13 protein-coding genes and 1 pseudogene are annotated in these 17444 nt (G+C 71.4%); 12 read left to right on the forward strand and 2 right to left on the reverse strand.

Annotated features, from left to right (window positions below; all coding sequences use genetic code 11):
* Window positions 1-36: 36 nt before the first annotated feature.
* Entirely contained in the window at window positions 37-654 is a 618-nt protein-coding gene (locus tag ACIRSS_RS43255; RefSeq protein WP_400906171.1) for a LysE family transporter, read from the reverse strand.
* A 215-nt stretch (window positions 655-869) separates the two neighbouring features.
* On the opposite strand from ACIRSS_RS43255, the gene ACIRSS_RS43260 reads away from it, so the two are divergent.
* Both ACIRSS_RS43260 and ACIRSS_RS43265 read left to right on the forward strand, forming a co-directional pair.
* Entirely contained in the window at window positions 870-1664 is a 795-nt protein-coding gene (locus ACIRSS_RS43260; protein ID WP_400906174.1) for an SDR family NAD(P)-dependent oxidoreductase, read from the forward strand.
* A gap of 301 nt (window positions 1665-1965) precedes the next feature.
* Window positions 1966-2091 (forward strand): hypothetical protein, encoded by a 126-nt coding sequence (locus ACIRSS_RS43265; protein WP_400906177.1) that lies wholly within the window; start codon window positions 1966-1968, stop codon window positions 2089-2091.
* A gap of 24 nt (window positions 2092-2115) precedes the next feature.
* Here the strand turns inward: ACIRSS_RS43265 and ACIRSS_RS43270 are convergent, their stop codons facing one another.
* A complete protein-coding gene (locus ACIRSS_RS43270; protein WP_400906180.1) occupies window positions 2116-4155 on the reverse strand; it encodes a phosphocholine-specific phospholipase C in 2040 nt (679 codons plus the stop codon).
* Window positions 4156-4387: 232 nt separating this feature from the next.
* Between ACIRSS_RS43270 and ACIRSS_RS43275 the strand changes: the two genes are divergently transcribed.
* From ACIRSS_RS43275 to ACIRSS_RS43320, 10 genes and pseudogenes are all read left to right on the forward strand, one after another.
* Window positions 4388-4633: a hypothetical protein gene (locus ACIRSS_RS43275; protein WP_400906183.1), complete on the forward strand. Its 246-nt coding sequence runs from the start codon at window positions 4388-4390 to the stop codon at window positions 4631-4633.
* A 177-nt stretch (window positions 4634-4810) separates the two neighbouring features.
* A pseudogene (locus ACIRSS_RS43280) lies at window positions 4811-5650 on the forward strand (family 16 glycosylhydrolase); the annotation flags it as partial.
* Between the two features lie 195 nt (window positions 5651-5845).
* Window positions 5846-6766 (forward strand): D-alanyl-D-alanine carboxypeptidase family protein, encoded by a 921-nt coding sequence (locus ACIRSS_RS43285; RefSeq protein WP_400906186.1) that lies wholly within the window; start codon window positions 5846-5848, stop codon window positions 6764-6766.
* Window positions 6763-7713: an endonuclease/exonuclease/phosphatase family protein gene (locus ACIRSS_RS43290; protein WP_400906189.1), complete on the forward strand. Its 951-nt coding sequence runs from the start codon at window positions 6763-6765 to the stop codon at window positions 7711-7713. Before ACIRSS_RS43285 ends, ACIRSS_RS43290 begins: the two co-directional genes overlap by 4 nt.
* A gap of 242 nt (window positions 7714-7955) precedes the next feature.
* Window positions 7956-8999, forward strand: coding sequence for a LacI family DNA-binding transcriptional regulator (locus ACIRSS_RS43295; RefSeq protein ID WP_400906192.1), 1044 nt, complete (start codon window positions 7956-7958; stop codon window positions 8997-8999).
* Window positions 9000-9055: 56 nt separating this feature from the next.
* A complete protein-coding gene (locus ACIRSS_RS43300; RefSeq protein ID WP_400906195.1) occupies window positions 9056-10057 on the forward strand; it encodes an ABC transporter substrate-binding protein in 1002 nt (333 codons plus the stop codon).
* A gap of 49 nt (window positions 10058-10106) precedes the next feature.
* Window positions 10107-11609: a sugar ABC transporter ATP-binding protein gene (locus tag ACIRSS_RS43305; protein ID WP_400907779.1), complete on the forward strand. Its 1503-nt coding sequence runs from the start codon at window positions 10107-10109 to the stop codon at window positions 11607-11609.
* 5 nt (window positions 11610-11614) lie between these two features.
* Complete coding sequence (locus ACIRSS_RS43310) at window positions 11615-12649, forward strand: ABC transporter permease (protein WP_400906198.1); 1035 nt, start codon at window positions 11615-11617, stop codon at window positions 12647-12649.
* On the forward strand, window positions 12646-13632 hold the full coding sequence (gene yjfF / locus ACIRSS_RS43315) for a galactofuranose ABC transporter, permease protein YjfF (protein ID WP_400906201.1): 987 nt from the start codon (window positions 12646-12648) through the stop codon (window positions 13630-13632). The genes ACIRSS_RS43310 and yjfF overlap by 4 nt, the downstream gene beginning before the upstream one ends.
* Entirely contained in the window at window positions 13629-17444 is a 3816-nt protein-coding gene (locus ACIRSS_RS43320; RefSeq protein WP_400906203.1) for a LamG-like jellyroll fold domain-containing protein, read from the forward strand. Before yjfF ends, ACIRSS_RS43320 begins: the two co-directional genes overlap by 4 nt.

Here is a 17444-nt window from a genome sequence, read left to right on the forward strand (position 1 = left end):
AACCGGGCAAACCGTTACACCGCAACGGTTCTCCGCTCAAGACAGGACAAGCCGGACGGCCAGCGCCGTGATCACCGCGCTGGAGGCGAGCGCCGTCACCAGCCGGCCCCGCGGCCCGGTGAGGACGCGCCCGAGCAGTGCCCCGCCGCCGGCCAGCAGCGCTTGCCAGCTCGCCGAGGCGGCGAACGCGGCGAGCACGAACACGACCTGGTCGAGCGCCGAGACGGCGTCCCCGGCGCGGTCGCCGACGACCAGGGCGGTGAAGTAGACGACGGTCGTCGGGTTCACCAGCGTGATGCCGAGCAGGCTGACGTAGGCGCGGCCGGGCGCGAGCGGCGTCACGGGCCGGGCGGTGGTGTCGCGGTGCGAGCGCAGCGCCAGCACGGCGCCGCGGACCGCCAGCACGACCAGGACGCCGGCCGACACCAGCCGCAACGGCCCCGCGACCGGCGTGACGACCCCGGCGATCGCGGCCCCGCCGAGCACCGCGACCAGCGCGTACACGCCGTCGGCCGTGGCGACGCCGAGGGCCGCGGCCAGACCGGTGCGCAGCGAGGTGCGGGCGGCGAGCGCGACGAGGTAGGTCGCGACGGCGCCGACCGGGATCGCGATGCCGTAGCCGGCCAGCAGGCCGGCGAGCAGCGCGCCCGTCACGGCGCGGGGGTGATCGACCTCCGCGGCCGGCCCGGCTGCTGCTGGACCGGCGCGGTGGCGGCGGCGGTCGGCAGGAGCGGCGTGCGGTGAGAGGTCATGCGCAGATGGTGTAGCCGGGCGCCCGGCGGGGCAACCGTATTTCCAGCCGGTGCGCACCGGGCGCCTGTGCTTGGATCGGCCGGGGGGAACGGCCGACGCGAGAAAGGGTTTTCACGATGCGGGTCGACCTCAGCGGGAAGACGGCCCTGGTCACCGGGTCCACCCAGGGCATCGGCTCGGCGATCGCGGCGGGACTGGCCGCCGCGGGCGCGCGGGTCGCGGTCAACGGCCGGAGCGAGACCGGGGTCGCGAAGGCCATCGCGCGCCTGAAGGAGGACCAGCCGGACGCGGACCTGATCCCGGCGCCGGGTGATGTCTCGGACGAGGCCGGCGCGGCCCAGGTCGTCGAAGAGGTGCCGGACGCCGACATCCTGGTCAACAACCTCGGCATCTTCGGCGCGCAGGAGCCCCTGGACATCACCGACGCCGACTGGCGGCGCTACTTCGAGGTCAACGTGCTGGCCGCGGTGCGGCTCACCCGCGCGTACCTGCCCGGGATGACCGGGCGCGGCTGGGGCCGGATCCAGTACATCGCCAGCGATTCCGCGGTCGTGATCCCGGCCGAGATGATCCACTACGGGGTGTCCAAGACGGCGTTGCTGGGGGTCTCGCGCGGGTTCGCCAAGCACGCGGCCGGCACCGGCGTCACGGTGAACGCCGTGATCGCGGGGCCGACGCACACCGGGGGCGTCGAGGACTTCGTCTACGAGCTGGTCGACAAGGACCTGCCGTGGGAAGAGGCCCAGCGCGAGTTCATGAAGAAGCACCGGCCGCAGTCGTTGCTGCAGCGGCTGATCGAACCCGAAGAGATCGCGAACCTGGTGGTGTACTTGAGTTCCCCGTTCGCTTCGGCGACCACGGGCGCGGCGGTGCGGGTCGACGGCGGGTACGTCGACTCGATCCTGCCGTAGGCCCGCTCCCGCCCGGGCGCACGGGGGAGGCCCGGGAGGGAACGGGGGTTTGGGGCCGGTACGGGGGCCGCCTCGCGGCGGAAGGCACGACACGGCTCCAGCGTTACCGGTATTCCGTGAAGGCAAGGGGTGAGGCCCGGGGGCACCGCCGTACCGACACCCAGTACAACGCTTCGGCCGGATTGGTGTTCCGCGGCCGGGAGTGACGTGCGTCGCGGCCATCCGGGGTACCCCGCGCAGGGGTCGCCCGGACGAGCGCGCCGGCTGTCGTGTCGGGCGCGCGTGGGTGATGATCGATTTCATGGACCACATCGAGACGTCCGCGAAACCCGCCCGCGGCCTGCGCCGGGTGCTCCTCGCCGCGGCGGCGGGAGCACTGCTCGCCGCCGCGGCGTGGGTGGCGCTCTGGCTCGCCATGCACCTGTGAACCGCCGTCACGAGCTTGATCGCCTCAGCCGGTGACGCTGGGGGCGCCCGTCTCCAGGTGGCCGCTGAACCGGCGGAGGAACTTCGGGTCGGCGTCGAGCGTCGCGGAGAGGTCGTACCAGCCGTTGCCGTACGCCACCGGGTTCCAGTCGTCCGTCACCGTCTGGCCCGCGGCCAGCGCGTACGTCCACGGCCCGTCCGCGCGGTAGTGGTTCGCGGTCACCGTGACGTGCACGGCCGTCGTGCCGCTGTTGCGCATCGTCAGCCGCAGCTTGTCGTCCGTCGTGTAGCTGCCCAGGACGTCGACGCCCGCGCCCGCGCTGTTCGCGTCGCCCGCCAGGACCCAGCGGAACCGGTTGGGGCCGTGCACCGCGACGCCGTACTTGCCGCCGCCGTAGAGCTGGATCCGCCAGGTGTCGCTCACCTGCGCCCCCGGGGCCAGGTCGTACGGCCACGGGCCGTCGGTCTGGCCGTCGTTGCGGTAGGCCATCAGCTGCACGGCCGCGGTGCCCTGGTTGGCGAACGTCGTCGTGAGGATCTTGCGGTCGGCGCTCAGGGACGTCGTGACCGACGGCCGGTAGGGGAGCGCCCGGGCGGGCCGGGTGCCGGGCTCCTGCACCGGGACCTGCTGCTTCCCGGTCGCCGGCGGGGCCGGCTTCGGCAGCTTCTTCTGGGTGTCGTCGGCCTGCTTGCGCAGCGCCGAGGTGTCCGGCAGCAGCGGGATCTGCACGTTCGGGGTGCCGAAGTCGAAGCACGTCATGAGGTCGCCGCAGATCGCCCGCCGCCACGCGCTGATGTTCGGCTCGGCGACGCCCGTCCAGCGCTCGAGGAACCGGAGCACCGACGTGTGGTCGGTGACCTCGGAGCTGACCCAGCCGCCGCGGCTCCACGGCGAGATCACCGTCATCGGGACCCGCGCGCCGAGGCCGATCGGCTTGCCGCCGATGTACTCGCTCGCGGTGCCCGACGGCGCGATCGGCGGGGCGACGTGGTCGAAGAACCCGTCGTTCTCGTCGTAGTCGATGAGGACCACTGTGGACTCCCACAGCTTCGGGTTGGCCCACAAGGCGTTCAAGACGGTCTGGGTGTACGCAGCGCCGTCGACCGGGCGGGCTTCGGGGTGCTCGCAGTAGCCGTAGGGCGCGACGACCCACGACACGCGGGGGAGCGAGCCGCTCGCGCAGTCGGCCTTGAACTCGGCGAGGACGTGGTCGACGTCCTTGCCCTGTCCCGAGTCCGGGGCCCACGTCTTGAACACACTGGCCCGCTTGGACAGATCCGAGCTGTAGTCCTGGTGGTAGGCCTTGAACAGCCACAGCGGGTTGTCGCCGTAGTCGCCGACGAACGAGCCGCTCGCGTCGCCGACCTCCTTGTTGGCGTACACCTTCCACGAAACGCCGTGCTGCTGCAGGCGTTCCGGGTAGGTCGTCCAGCTGAAGACCGGCTTGTAGTCGGCGGGGTTGTAGTTCGCCGGGCCGCCGGCCTTGCCGTCGGCGTCGATCGTGCCGGTGAACAGGTAGAGCCGGTTGGGCGTGGTCGGGCCCTGCACCGAGCAGAAGTAGTGGTCGCACACCGTGAACGCGTCGGCCAGCGCGCGGTGGAACGGGATGTCGCCCTGGTCGAAGTACCCCATGGTCATCTCGCCCTTGGCGGGGATCCACGCGGTGTTCGCGCCGCCGGCGATCGCCTGGTGCTGGTCGGTCCAGCCGTGGCCGAGGTCGCCGAGGTCCTGACCGTCCACTTTGGTCGTGTCCACCCGGAACGGCAGCAAGTACTTCCCGTCGCTGCGCCCGGAATCGGGCTGGTGGAAGACGTCCTGGCCGTTCGGCTGGACGATCGCCGAGCGGTCGCCGTAGCCGCGGACGCCCTTCATCGTGCCGTAGTAGTGGTCGAAGGAGCGGTTCTCCTGCATGAGGACCACGACGTGCTCGACGTCCGACAGGCTGCCGGAGACGCGCGGTTCGGCGAGCGCTTCGGCCATGCCGGGTGGCAACGCGCCGAGCGCGCCGGCGGCGGCGACCCCGCCGAGGAAGCTGCGTCGGGTGAGCTCGTGCGGGTCGGCCATCACGGGAGCCTCCAGGGGACCTCGGCAGGGCAGCGCCAGCGTAGGTGAGCACGGCTGTCCGGTGACACCGACGATCGGACGTAATCACGCAGCGTGAAGTTCACGAGCTGTTCGGTTCGCGGGACGCCGGCGTGACACTTTCCGGTGACCCGGAGGTGAACGCGGTCCGGACGGGGAATCTTGATCAGCACAAACCCCTGACGCACAGGGGAGATTGCGGAAGGAGAGCACGATGAAGACCCGAATCGCTTCCCTGGCGACGGCCGCTGCGCTCACGATTTCCGCGGTGGTCGCCGCGGCGGCTCCGGCGTCGGCCGACCCGGTCCCGGGCAATCCGGACCAGTTCTACGCCTACTGCTCGGTCGACCTGCTCGGGGTGCCGCTGTCGTGCACCGAGACCGACGCGGCCCACGCGTCGCACATCTGCCAGTACGTCCTCACCGGCGTCGGGCTCGGCCTCGACTGCATCCTGCGCTGACTCGCGCGTTGCCCGAAAGTACCCGGTGGTCCGGACCATCGGGTACTCGTCGGAAAATGTCCGACCGGATAGCCTTGTTCTTCGCCACCGGCCCGTCCATACTTTGTTGTGTTCGACAACAAATAGGGTGCCGGTGAGCCGCCAGCCGTCGCCCGCGGAACGGAAGGGGCGACGACGATGTCGACCAGGAACTCCGCCCGATGGCGGCGGACCGCCCGCCTGCTGGTGGCCCCCGCGGCGCTGCTCGTGACCGCCGCCGTGGTGACCGCACCGCAGAGCCAGGCGGCGCCGGCGCGGACCCTCGCGAGCTTCAGCGACGACTTCGACGGCCCGGCGGGCAGCGGGGTCGACGGCTCGAAGTGGGTCCACGAGACCGGCGACAACGTGAACAACCACGAGCGGCAGTGGTACACCGACGGCACCGCCAACGCGGCGCTCGACGGCCAGGGCCACCTCGTGATCACCGCGAAGAAGGAGAACAGCGGGAACAACTGCTGGTACGGCGCCTGCGAGTACACGTCGGCGCGGCTCAACACCTCCGGCAAGTTCACCGCGTCGTCCGGGCACGTCGAGGCCCGGATGAAACTGCCCCGCGGGCAGGGCATGTGGCCCGCGTTCTGGATGCTGGGCTCCGACATCGGCAACGTCGGCTGGCCGCAGTGCGGCGAGATCGACGTCATGGAGAACGTCGGGTTCGAGCCGAACACCGTGCACGGCACCATCCACGGCCCCGGCTACTCCGGTTCCGGTGGCATCGGCGCGCCCTACAGCGGGCCGAACTTCTCCGACGACTTCCACACCTACGCGATCGACTGGTCGCAGGACAAGATCGTGTGGTCGGTCGACGGCAACGCCTACCAGACCCGCACGCCGGCCGACGTCGGCGGCAACCAGTGGGTGTTCAACCACGACTTCTTCGTGATCCTCAACCTCGCGGTCGGCGGCTACTGGCCCGGCGACCCCGACGGCAGCACCCAGTTCCCGCAGCAGCTCGTGGTCGACTACGTCCACGTGAGCTGAGGGTCGCAAACCAGCGGGACCGGCTCCTCCCCGTGCGCGGCGGAGGGGAGCCGGTCCCGCGCCACGCCTTTTGGTGCAGAACCGGGACATTTCCGGTTCAGACCTGTCGAACAACCCCGACGGCCCGGCGATCTTCCCCGGACACAGTGGCGGTGCGCGCTCATCGAGCGCCCCGGCACCCGGAGGAGAACCATGGCCCGTACCCGCATCCCACCCGTCGCCGGCGGGATCGCCGCCGCCGTCGCGGTGGCGCTCGCCGCGGCCTGCTGGGTCCTCTTCCCGCCCTCGGTCGCGGGGCACGCGAGCGCGAGCCGGCCCGTCGTCGACCTCGCGCTGCCGTGGCCCGCCGACGGGCAGGCGAGCGCCGAAGTCCAGGGCTTGGGCTCGCTCGGCAGCCGCGGGGAGCAGCGGCCGGTGCCGATCGCCAGCGTCACCAAGGTCATGACCGCGTACGTGGTGCTCAAGGACCACCCGCTGGGCCCGGGCGAAGCGGGCCCGATGATCACCGTCGACGAGCGGGCCGACACCGAATCGACCTCGCGCGAAGAGTCGACCGTGACCCTGCGGGCGGGGCGGCAGGTCAGTGAGCGCGATCTGCTGGCGCTGATGCTCGTCCCGTCCGGCAACAACGCCGCCCGGCTGCTCGCCCGCTGGGACGCCGGCAGCCAAGAAGAGTTCGTCGCGAAGATGAACCGCGAGGCCGCCGCGCTCGGCATGGCCGACACGACCTACACCGGCGCCAGCGGGGTCGAGGACTCGACCACGAGCACCGCCACCGACCAGCTGCGCCTGGCCCGCGAGGTGATGCGCAACGCCGTGATCCGCGAAATCGTGGCCACGACGAGCCTGCGCGTCGACGGCGTGCCCGGTGTCGTCAACACGAACACCCTCCTCGGCCGGGACGGCGTGATCGGGCTGAAGACCGGTTCGTCGACCGCCGCCGGCGGGGCGCTGATGTGGGCGGCGAAGGGACCGGGTGACAAGCTCATCCTCGGCGTCGTCCTGCACCAGAACCCGGGCGGGAGCCCGGCGCAGGGGCTGAGCGCCGCGCTCGAGAACAGCCGGACGCTCATCGCCGCCATCCAGCGGGAACTGCCGGCGGCCACGCGATGACCGCGGTGCTCGAGACCCCGCCGACGCGCCCGATCCGGCGCCGCGGCCGCGTGATCGCGGTGTTTTCCGCGCTGACGGCGCTGCTGCTGCTCGCGCACCCGCTGGTGCCCAACTGGGTGGGCAACGCCGGCAGCCTGCTGGAGACGTTCCTGCCGTGGACCGGCCTGCTCGTGCTCCCGCTGCTCGTGGCGGCGCTCCTCCGGCGGTCGGCGCTCGCGCTCGTTTCGCTGCTGCTGCCGGCGCTGGTGTGGGGCGGGTTCTTCGGCGGCCGGCTGTTCGACAAGACCGAAGCCGGCGGCGACCTGACGATCGTCTCGCACAACGTCAACGACGAGAACCCGGACCCGGCCGGCACGGCGCGGGCGCTGGCCGCGACCGGTGCGCAGGTGATCGCGTTGGAGGAGCTGAAGAAGTCCGAGATCCCGAAGTACGAAGACGCGCTCGCCGCGGGCTACCCGCACCACTCGGTGCAGGGCACGGTCGGGATCTGGAGCACGTTCCCGCTCGGCGACACGCGACCGGTCGCGATCATGCCGTGGACCCGCGCGCTGCGGACCACTGTGGACACTCCGAAGGGCGCGGTCGCGGTGTTCGTGGCGCACCTGCCGTCGGTGCGGGTCCGGCTCGAGGCGGGCTTCACGGCGACCGGGCGCGACGATGCGATCGGCCTGCTCGCCGACGCGGTGGCTGCGGAGTCTTCGCCGCGCACGGTGCTGGTCGGCGACTTCAACGGCACGGCCGACGACCGCGCCCTGGACCCGATCACCGCGCGGATGCGCTCCGCGCAGGAGGAAGCCGGCGACGGGTTCGGGTTCAGCTGGCCGGCCGGGCTCCCGCTGGCCCGGATCGACCAGGTCTTCGTCGCCGGGCTGCGGCCGGTGGCGGCGTGGACGTTGCCCGCGACGGGCAGCGACCACCTCCCGGTGGCGGCTTCGGTCGCCTTCTGACGGCCTCCGCGCAGGCCGAACATGCCCCTTGAACACCCGCGTCGGCGGCATCCGGTGAATAACCCACCGGCTTTCCCGCAGGTCGGGCGGCGAAGCCACGACCGGCCGCCCCGGCGGCTTACGTGATTAGACCGTTACGCGACCCAGGCTTGACCCCGCCGGTGTTATCGCTAACACTGACTCCTCGCCGTCACCGGAACGGGTGACGGAGACCACGACGACGTGTGCGAAAGGGGACGCCGGTGGCCGAACGACCCCGCTCCGGCGGCCCCGTCAGGGTGACCGCCGCCGGCACGCGGCAGCCCAGCCTGACCGACGTCGCGGGGGTGGCGGGCGTCTCGCACATGACCGTCTCCCGGGTCATCAACGGGACCGGCCCGGTGCGGCCGGAAACCCGCGCCCGGGTGCTCGCCGCGATCGAAGAACTGGGCTACCGCCCGAACTCCGCGGCCCGCGCGCTCGTCACGGGGCGCACCGGGACGCTCGGCGTCGTCGCGCTCGAGTCCAATCTGTACGGTCCGGCCAGCACGCTCTACGGCATCGAGAACGCCGCCCGCGAAGCCGGGTACGCGATCACGATCTCGAGCGTGAGCCGCCCGGGCCGGTCGTCGATCGCCGACGCGGTGGAGAACCTCCGCCGCCAGGCCGTCGAAGGCATCATCGTCATCGCCCCGCACGTCACCGCCGGCCGGGCGCTGGAAGCCGCACCCGCGGACTTCCCGGTCGTCGCGGTCGGTGGCGGGGAGACGGCACCGGTTCCGGTCATCTCCGTCGACCAGCGCGACGGCGCCCGGCGCGCCACCGAGCACCTGCTGGCCCTCGGGCACCGGACCGTCTGGCACGTCGCCGGCCCCGAGGACTGGCTGGAAGCCCGCGACCGCGAGGCCGGCTGGCGGGAGACCTTGGAACGCCACGGCGCGAACGTGCCGCAGGTCATCCAGGGCGACTGGAGCTCGCGCTCCGGCTACGAGGCGGGGCGATCCCTCGCCAAGGAACGCGACCTGGACGCCGTCTTCGCCGGCAACGACCAGATGGCGCTCGGCTTGCTGCGCGCCTTCGCCGAAGCCGGCATCTCGGTGCCGCGGGACGTGCGCGTCGCGGGCTTCGACGACGTCCCCGAGGCGGCGTACTTCACGCCGCCGCTGACCACGGTGCGCCAGGACTTCATCGAAGTCGGCCGGCGCACGTTCGGCCTGCTCACCCAGCGGATGGACGGGGGCGACCGGCACGCGCGCGCACTGGTCGTGCCCGAGCTGATCGTCCGCGAGAGCACCGGGCCGCGTTAGCGCCTCGCGCGCGCCCGGACCCGGAAGACCAGCTCCGACTGTTAACGCTAACAAGAATGATCACCGTCGATCGAGGAGTGAACGTGCTGAAGAAGCGATGGGCCGCCGCGGCGGCCGCGGCGGCCGGACTCGTGCTGCTCACCGCCTGCGGGAGTGGTGGCTCTTCCGGTGGCTCCGGCGGGGCGATCACCCTCGGGTTCGCCCAGGTGGGCGCCGAGAGCGGGTGGCGGACGGCCAACACCAAGTCGATCCAGGACTCGGCGAAGACCGCCGGCATCGAGCTGAAGTTCTCCGACGCGCAGCAGAAGCAGGAGAACCAGATCTCCGCGATCCGCTCCTACATCCAGCAGAAGGTCAAGGTCATCGCCTTCTCGCCGGTCGTGGAGTCCGGCTGGGACACCGTCCTCAAGGAAGCCAAGACGGCCAACATCCCGGTCATCCTCACCGACCGCGCGATCGACTCGCCGGACAAGTCGCTCTACAAGACCTTCCTCGGCTCGGACTTCATCGCCGAGGGCAAGAAGGCGGGGGAGTGGCTGACCAAGGAGTACGGCAGCGCCACCGGCCAGGTCAACATCGTCGAGCTGCAGGGCACCACCGGTTCGGCCCCGGCCAACGACCGCAAGAAGGGCTTCGCGGACGTCATCGCGGCGGACCCGAAGTACAAGATCGTCGCGTCGCAGACCGGTGAGTTCACCCGCGCCAAGGGCAAGGAGGTCATGGAGGCCTTCCTGAAGTCCCAGCCCAAGATCGACGTCCTCTACGCCCACAACGACGACATGGCCCTCGGCGCCATCGAGGCGATCGAAGCCGCGGGCAAGGTGCCGGGCAAGGACATCAAGATCGTCTCGGTCGACGGCGTCAAGGACGCGCTGACGGCGCTGGCCGACGGCAAGATCAACCACGTCGTCGAGTGCAACCCGCTGCTCGGCCCGCAGCTGATGGACCTGGTCAAGAAGGTCGCCGCCGGCGAGCAGGTGCCCGCCCGCATCGAGACCCAGGAGACCGAGTTCGACCAGGCCTCGGCGAAGGCCGCCCTGCCGCAGCGCCAGTACTGACCGAAACCCCGCGTCCACCCCGGAGCACGCAATGCCTGAACCGCAGCCCATGGTGCGGATGAGCGGTATCCGCAAGGAGTTCCCCGGCGTCCTCGCGCTGGACGACGTCGCCTTCCGGATGTTCCCCGGCGAAGTCCACGCCCTGATGGGCGAGAACGGCGCCGGCAAGTCCACCCTCATCAAGGTGCTGACCGGCGTGTACGGGGTGGACGCGGGCACGATCGAGCTGAACGGCGAGCAGGTCGCCTTCAGCGGGCCCGGCGAGGCCCAGAAGGCCGGCGTCAGCACGGTCTACCAGGAGGTCAACCTCTGCCCGAACCTGTCCGTGGCGGAGAACGTCTGCCTCGGGCGGGAACCCCGCCGCTTCGGCCGCATCCAGTGGGGCCCGATGCGGCGGCGGGCCGAGGAGCTCCTCGCCCGGCTGGACGTCCACGTGGACGTCTCGGCCGAGCTGAGCACCTGCTCGATCGCCGTCCAGCAGCTGGTGGCGATCGCCCGCGCGCTCGACGTCGAGGCGCGGGTGCTCGTCCTCGACGAGCCGACGTCCAGTTTGGACACCGGCGAGGTCGAGCGGCTGCTGCAGGTCGTCCGGTCCCTGCGCGAGCAGGGGCTGGCGATCCTGTTCGTCTCCCACTTCATCGACCAGGTCTTCGCCGTCGCGGACCGGATGACGGTGCTGCGCAACGGGAAGCTGATCGGCGAGTACCGCACCGCGGACATCACGCCGGTCGACCTGGTCACCAAGATGATCGGCAAGGAGCTGCGGGTCCTCGAAACGCTCGAGGACTCCGGGCCCAGCCGGGCCGAGGTCGCCGGCGCGCCGGTGCTGCTGGCCGCCGAAGACCTCGGCCGCAAGGGCGGCGTCGAACCGTTCAGCCTCGACATCCACGCCGGCGAGGTCGTCGGGCTCGCCGGGCTCCTCGGTTCCGGGCGCACCGAGCTCGCCCGGCTGCTCTTCGGCGCCGACCACGCCGACAGCGGCTCGGTGACGATCGACGGCAGCGCCACCGCGCTGCGCACCCCGCGGGCCGGTCTCGACCACCGGATCGCGTTCTGCTCGGAGAACCGCAAGACCGAAGGACTGGTCGAGGAGCTGACCGTCCGGGAGAACATCGTCCTCGCGCTGCAGGCGTCCCGCGGCTGGGCGCGCCCGCTGTCCCGCCGCCGTCAGGACGAAATCGCGGAGAAGTACATCAAGACCCTCGACATCCGCCCGGCCGATCCCGAGGCCTTAGTGGGCAACCTGTCCGGGGGCAACCAGCAGAAGGTGCTGCTGGCCCGCTGGCTCATCACCGAGCCGCGGCTGCTCATCCTCGACGAGCCCACACGCGGCATCGACATCGGCGCCAAGACCGAGATCCAGCGGCTCGTCACCCAGCTCTCGGCCGACGGCATGGCCGTCGTGTACATCTCCGCCGAGCTGGAGGAGGTCCTGCGGCTGAGCCACCGCGTCGTCGTGCTGCGCGACCGGAAAGTGGTGGCGCAGCGGGAAAACCAGGGACTCACCGCGGACGACATCATGGCCACGATGGCCGAAGGGGTGCAGGCGTGAAAGGGATGACCAAACACCGGCTCTTCTGGCCCGTGGTGGCGTTGCTGGCCCTGTTGGTGGGCGACCTCATCGCGAGCCCGGCGTTCTTCTCGATCGAACTGCGCGACGGCCACCTCTACGGCAACCTCGTCGACATCCTCAAGAACGGCGCCCCGCTGATCCTCATCGCGATCGGCATGACGCTCGTCATCGCCACCCGCGGCATCGACCTCTCGGTCGGCGCGGTCGTCGCGATCAGCGGGTCGCTCGCGTGCCTGTGGATCGCCGGCCACCCGGACGGCGTGGGCGCCACGCTCGTCGCGGTCGGGCTGGCGCTCGGCCTGTCCCTGGTGCTCGGGGCGTGGAACGGCTGGCTCGTCGCCGCGCTGGGCATCCAGCCGATCATCGCGACGCTCATCCTCATGGTCGCCGGCCGCGGGATCGCGCAGCTGATCAGCGGCGGGCAGATCATCACCATCAACTCCGGCCCGTACGAGTGGATCGGCAGCGGGTTCGTCGCCACGCTGCCCAGCGCGATCCTCATCGCCCTGCTGGTCTTCGTGCTCGCTTCGCTGCTGGTCCGCCGCTCCGCGCTCGGCCTGCTCGTGGAAGCCGTCGGCGGCAACCCGGAGGCCAGCAGGCTGGCCGGCCTCCGCTCGGCGCGGTTGACCTGGCTCGTCTACGTCTTCTGCGGGCTGTGCGCGGGCATCGCCGGGCTGATGATCAGCGCGAACGTGCACAGCGCCGACGCCAACCACGCCGGGTTGTTCATCGAGCTCGACGCGATCCTCGCCGTCGTCGTCGGCGGCACCCAGCTGACCGGCGGCCGGTTCTCCCTCGGCGGCTCGGTGATCGGCGCGCTGCTCATCCAGACGCTGACCACCACCGTCTACGCCCTCGGCATCCCGCCCGAGGCGATCATGCTGTTCAAGGCCCTGGTCGTGCTCGCGGTGTGCCTGCTGCAGTCGCCCGCGTTCCGCCGCAAGCTCCGCCGCCGCAAGGCCCACCCGGCCGCGCCGGCCCCCGCGTCCGCTCCGGAGAAGGTGGAGGTCACGGCATGACCACGCTCACCCGCGTCAAGAGCTACCGGCCGCAGCAGCGGCACGTCCCGATCCTGGCGACGATGGCGCTGCTGATCGCCGCCTACATCTTCGGCGCCGCCCAGTACGAGGCCTTCGGGTCCGGGCAGGTCGTGCTGGACCTGTTCATCAACAACGCCTTCCTGCTGGTGGTCGCGATCGGCATGACGTTCGTGATCCTCACCGGCGGCATCGACCTGTCGGTCGGCTCGGTGGTCGCACTGTCCACTGTGGTCTCCGGTGACCTGATGCAGAAGCACGGCTGGTCCGCGTACGCGGCGATCGCGGTGGTGCTCGTCATCGGCGCCCTGCTCGGCGCCGGGATGGGCGCGCTCATCCACTTCTTCGAGATCCAGCCGTTCATCGCGACGCTGATCGGGATGTTCTTCGCCCGCGGGCTCTGCTACACGATCAGCACCGAGGCGTACTCGATCGACAACCCGACGATCGCCACCCTCGCCCAGACGCAGATCCCGCTCGGCGGGGAGCTGCACATCTCGATCAGCGTGGTGGTCGCGCTGGTCGTCGTCGCGGTCGCGGTGTACGTCCTGGCGTTCACGCGGTTCGGGCGCACGGTCTACTCGATCGGCGGCAACGCGCAGTCGGCGATGCTGATGGGCCTCAAGACCGGCCGCACGAAGATCGCGGTGTACACGATCAGCGGGTTCTGCTCGGCGCTGGGCGGGCTGCTGCTGGTGCTCTACAAGTCTTCGGGCGACCCGCTCAACGGCGTCGGCCTCGAGCTGACCGCGATCGCCGCGGTGGTCATCGGCGGCACCATCCTCACCGGCGGCTCCGGCTACGTGCTGGGCACCGTGCTCGGGATCATGGTGCTGGGCATCATCCAGACGCTGATCACCTTCGACGGCACCCTCAACTCCTGGTGGACCTCGATCATCACCGGCGCCCTGCTCTTCGTCTTCATCGTCCTGCAGCGCCTCGTGACCCGGGGGAGCCACCGATGAACCCCGCTTTCCGGCGCGTCTTGGCCGTGCTCACGGCCCTGACGCTGTTCGCCGCCCTGCCCGTCACGGCCGCCGCGGCCGACCCGGACCCGGCGCTCGCCGGGCACTGGACGTTCGACGAAGGCAGCGGCACGACCGCCGCCGACACGGCGGGCGACCACCCTGCCGCCCTGAACTCCGGCGCGGCCTGGGGCCCGGGCATCCGCGGCGGCGCCCTGACGACCGACGGCACGAGCGGGTTCGCCGACGCCGGCGCACCCGTGCTCGACACCACCCAGAGCTTCTCCGTGTCCAGCTGGGTCAAGCTCGACAAGACCTCGGGCTACCAGACGTTCGTGAGCGTCGACGGAAACCAGGTCAGCAACTTCTTCCTGCAGTTCCGCGACGACTCGCGCCGGTTCGCCTTCACCCGCCTGGCCGGGGATGCCCCGACCGACGGCGTGGTCGCGAGCGCCAACTTCGACCCGGTCGCCGGCCAGTGGTACCAGCTCACCGGCGTGTTCGACGCCGCCGCGTCGACCCTCGCGCTGTACGTCGACGGCACCCGCCAGGCCACCGTCGCCGCGCCCGCCGGCTGGGCGGGCACCGGGCACCTGGTGATCGGCCGCGGCAAGTACGGCAGCAACCCGGTGGACTACGTCGACGGCTCGATCGACGACGTCCGCGCCTACCGCGGCGCGCTGACCGCGGCCGACGCGGCCCGCCTGGCCATCGCCGGGCACTGGACCCTCGACGAAGGCACCGGCACCACGGCGGCCGACGACTCCCTCGACGCGCGCACCGCCACCCTCACCGGCGGCACGACCTGGGGCGACGGCGTCGTCGGCCCGCACGGCGCGGTCTTCGACGGCACCGATTCCGCCGTCGACGCCCCGGCTCCGGTGATCGACACCGCACAGAGCTTCTCGGTGTCCGCGTGGGTCAAGCCGACCGCGGCCACCGGCTTCCGGACCGCCGTGAGCGTCGACGGCTCGGCCATCAGCGGCTTCTACCTCCAGCGCGCCGCCGACGGCCGGTTCGCCTTCACCCGCCGCGCGGGCGACGGCGACACGGCGTCGTCCGCGGCGGTGTCCACTCTGCCCGCGCAGGCCGACCAGTGGCAGCACGTCGTCGGCGTCTACAACCGCGCGGCCGGCACGCTTTCCCTGTACGTCAACGGAACCCTGCAGCAGAGCGTCCCGTTCACCACGCCGTGGACCGCGGGCGGGCACCTCGTCCTCGGCCGGGGCAAGTGGGCGGGCGCCCCGGCCGACTGGTTCGCCGGTGGCATCGACGACGTCCGCGCGTACCCGACGCCGCTGACCGCGTCCGCCGTCGCCGCCCTGGCCGCGAGCGGCTCGTGGCACTTCGACGAGGGCGCCGGCACGGTCACGCGCGACGCTTCGGCGAACGCCGCCGACGGCACGCTGAAAGGGGCCACCTGGACCGCGGGCGCGGCGGGCAAGGCCGTCCAGTTCGACGGCAAGTCCACTGTGGACATGGGCACCTCGCCCGCGTTCGACACCGGCACCGGCTCCCTCTCGCTGGCGGCCTGGTTCCGGACCACGGCGGACGGCACCCTCGTCGACCACGGCGACGGCTACGCCCTCGGCGTGACCGGCGGCAAGCTCACCGCCCACGTCGGCACCATTCAGGTGACCACCACCGGGGGCGGGCTCGCGGACGGCAACTGGCACCACGCTGCCGTCGTCCTCGACCGCGCTGCGCAGCGGCTCACCGTCTACGCCGACGGCGACGCGGCCGCGGTCACCAGCACCTGCGGCACGCCCAGCGGGACCACCCTGGACGTCTCCGCGTGCCCGGCCTCCGGGACCGCCGCGGCGCCGCTCACGGTCGGCACCGGGTTCACCGGCGCGGTCGACGAACTCGAACTGCGCCGCTTCCCGCTCACCGCGGCGCAGATCGGCACCCTCGCGGGCGCCAACCAGCTCGCGGTCGACGCCAACGTCGTCCGCGCGAACACCCGCCCGACGACGTACGGCTCGATCCTCGAGGACATCAGCCACTCCGTCGAAGGCGGGCTGTACGCCGAACTCGTCCGCAACCGCACCTTCAAGGAGGCCTACCAGCCCGGCAGCGGCGCGGGCGACACGCCGGTGCCGTACTGGTCGCTGGTCACGTCGGCCGGCGCGACCGGCGCGTACGCGATCGACACCGCGGCTCCGCTGAACACCGCGCTCGACCGTTCGCTGAAGCTGCACGCCGACACCGTCCCCGCCGGGGGCCGGGTGGCGGCCGCCAACGTCGGCTTCTACGGCGTCGCGGCGAAACCGTCCACGAAGTACACCGGCAGCTTCTTCGCCAAGGGCACCTGGACCGGCGCGGTCCGGGTCAGCCTGGAGAAGCCGGACGGCACGGTCCTGGCGAGCAAGGACGTCCAGCCGGTCGGGCCTGCGTGGGCGCAGCAGACGTTCAGCTTCACCACCCCGTCGACGATCGCCGCGTCCACCGACAACCGGATCGTCGTCTCCCTGGTGAACAAGGGGAAGACGGCCCCGTCCGGGGACGCCTGGTTCCAGCAGGTGTCGCTGTTCCCGCCCACCTTCAAGAACCGGCCGAACGGCGTCCGCGCCGATCTCGGGCAGAAGCTCGCCGCGATGAAGCTCGGCCTGTTCCGCGTCCCGGGCGGCAACTACCTCGAGGGCAACACCCTCGACTCGCGGTTCGCGTGGAAGAACACCATCGGACCCCTGGAACAGCGGCCCGGCCACCAGAACACCGCGTGGGGCTACTGGTCCACCGACGGCTTCGGCATCCTCGACTACCTCAAGCTGGCCGAGGACATCGGCGCCCAGCCGCTGCTGGCGCTGTTCGCCGGCTACACCCTGAACGGCCAGCACGTCGACCAGGCCGACTACCCGCAGTACGTCCAGGAAGCCCTCGACGAGATCGAGTACGCCATCGGTGACGCTTCCACGACGTGGGGCGCGAAGCGTGTGGCCGATGGGCACCCGGCGCCGTTCGACCTGCACTACGTCGAGGTCGGCAACGAGGACTGGTTCGACGGCTCGGGCAGCTACGCCTGGCGCTTCACCGACATGTACAACGCCATCAAGGCGAAGTACCCGCAGCTGACCGTCATCGCGACGACCGGCGGCCTGCAGGGCGGGGCCGCGTCGAGCACGTCGACCGGGGTGCGCCCGGACGCCGCGGACGACCACTACTACCAGTCGCCGCAGTGGTTCACCGACAACTCGACCCGCTACGACACCGCGGACCGCTCCGGCCCGGACATCCTCGTCGGCGAGTACGGCGCCCAGGACGGCCGGCCCACCGGCACCCTGGCCGCCGCCATCGGCGAGGCCGCGTTCCTCACCGGGCTCGAACGCAACAGCGACGTCGTCATCGGCTCGATGTACGCGCCGGTGCTGGTGCAGGAGAACCAGCCGAACTGGCCGGTCAACCTGGTCGGCTTCGACGCCGGGAGCAGCTACGGCTCGCCGTCGTACTGGGTGCAGCAGATGTTCTCCAGCACCCTCGGCAAGCAGATCGTCACCAGCCGCCTCAACCCGGGCAGCCCGCTGCGCCAGGTCGTCAACGTGACCACCAAGAGCGGAAGGAAGACCTTCACGGTCAAGCTCGTCAACCCGACCGGCCAGGTGCAGACCGCGCGACTGGCGCTCACCGGCGTCACCGCGGTCGACGGCACCGGGACGCTCACCACGCTCACCGGCGACCCGGCGGGGCGCAACAGCCTCGCCGCGCCGACCGCCATCGTGCCGCAGACCAGGGAGATCACCGGGCTGGCGGCGACGTCGAAGCTGACGCTGCCCGCCAATTCCGTGACGACCCTGGTCCTCACCGGCCGCTAG

It is taken from the genome of Amycolatopsis sp. NPDC101161 (assembly GCF_044768185.1).
In the GTDB taxonomy this organism is placed as follows: domain Bacteria; phylum Actinomycetota; class Actinomycetes; order Mycobacteriales; family Pseudonocardiaceae; genus Amycolatopsis.

What these genes read in the sequence shown, in the direction of transcription:
- ACIRSS_RS43265 (WP_400906177.1), top strand. Translation starts at nt 1,966, where the DNA reads ATGGACCACATCGAGACGTCCGCGAAACCCGCCCGCGGCCTGCGCCGG.
- ACIRSS_RS43275 (WP_400906183.1), top strand. Translation starts at nt 4,388, where the DNA reads ATGAAGACCCGAATCGCTTCCCTGGCGACGGCCGCTGCGCTCACGATT.
- yjfF (WP_400906201.1), top strand. Translation starts at nt 12,646, where the DNA reads ATGACCACGCTCACCCGCGTCAAGAGCTACCGGCCGCAGCAGCGGCAC.
- ACIRSS_RS43260 (WP_400906174.1), top strand. Translation starts at nt 870, where the DNA reads ATGCGGGTCGACCTCAGCGGGAAGACGGCCCTGGTCACCGGGTCCACC.
- ACIRSS_RS43285 (WP_400906186.1), top strand. Translation starts at nt 5,846, where the DNA reads ATGGCCCGTACCCGCATCCCACCCGTCGCCGGCGGGATCGCCGCCGCC.
- ACIRSS_RS43310 (WP_400906198.1), top strand. Translation starts at nt 11,615, where the DNA reads ATGACCAAACACCGGCTCTTCTGGCCCGTGGTGGCGTTGCTGGCCCTG.
- ACIRSS_RS43305 (WP_400907779.1), top strand. Translation starts at nt 10,107, where the DNA reads ATGGTGCGGATGAGCGGTATCCGCAAGGAGTTCCCCGGCGTCCTCGCG.
- ACIRSS_RS43290 (WP_400906189.1), top strand. Translation starts at nt 6,763, where the DNA reads ATGACCGCGGTGCTCGAGACCCCGCCGACGCGCCCGATCCGGCGCCGC.
- ACIRSS_RS43300 (WP_400906195.1), top strand. Translation starts at nt 9,056, where the DNA reads ATGATCACCGTCGATCGAGGAGTGAACGTGCTGAAGAAGCGATGGGCC.
- ACIRSS_RS43320 (WP_400906203.1), top strand. Translation starts at nt 13,629, where the DNA reads ATGAACCCCGCTTTCCGGCGCGTCTTGGCCGTGCTCACGGCCCTGACG.
- ACIRSS_RS43270 (WP_400906180.1), bottom strand. Translation starts at nt 4,155, where the DNA reads ATGGCCGACCCGCACGAGCTCACCCGACGCAGCTTCCTCGGCGGGGTC.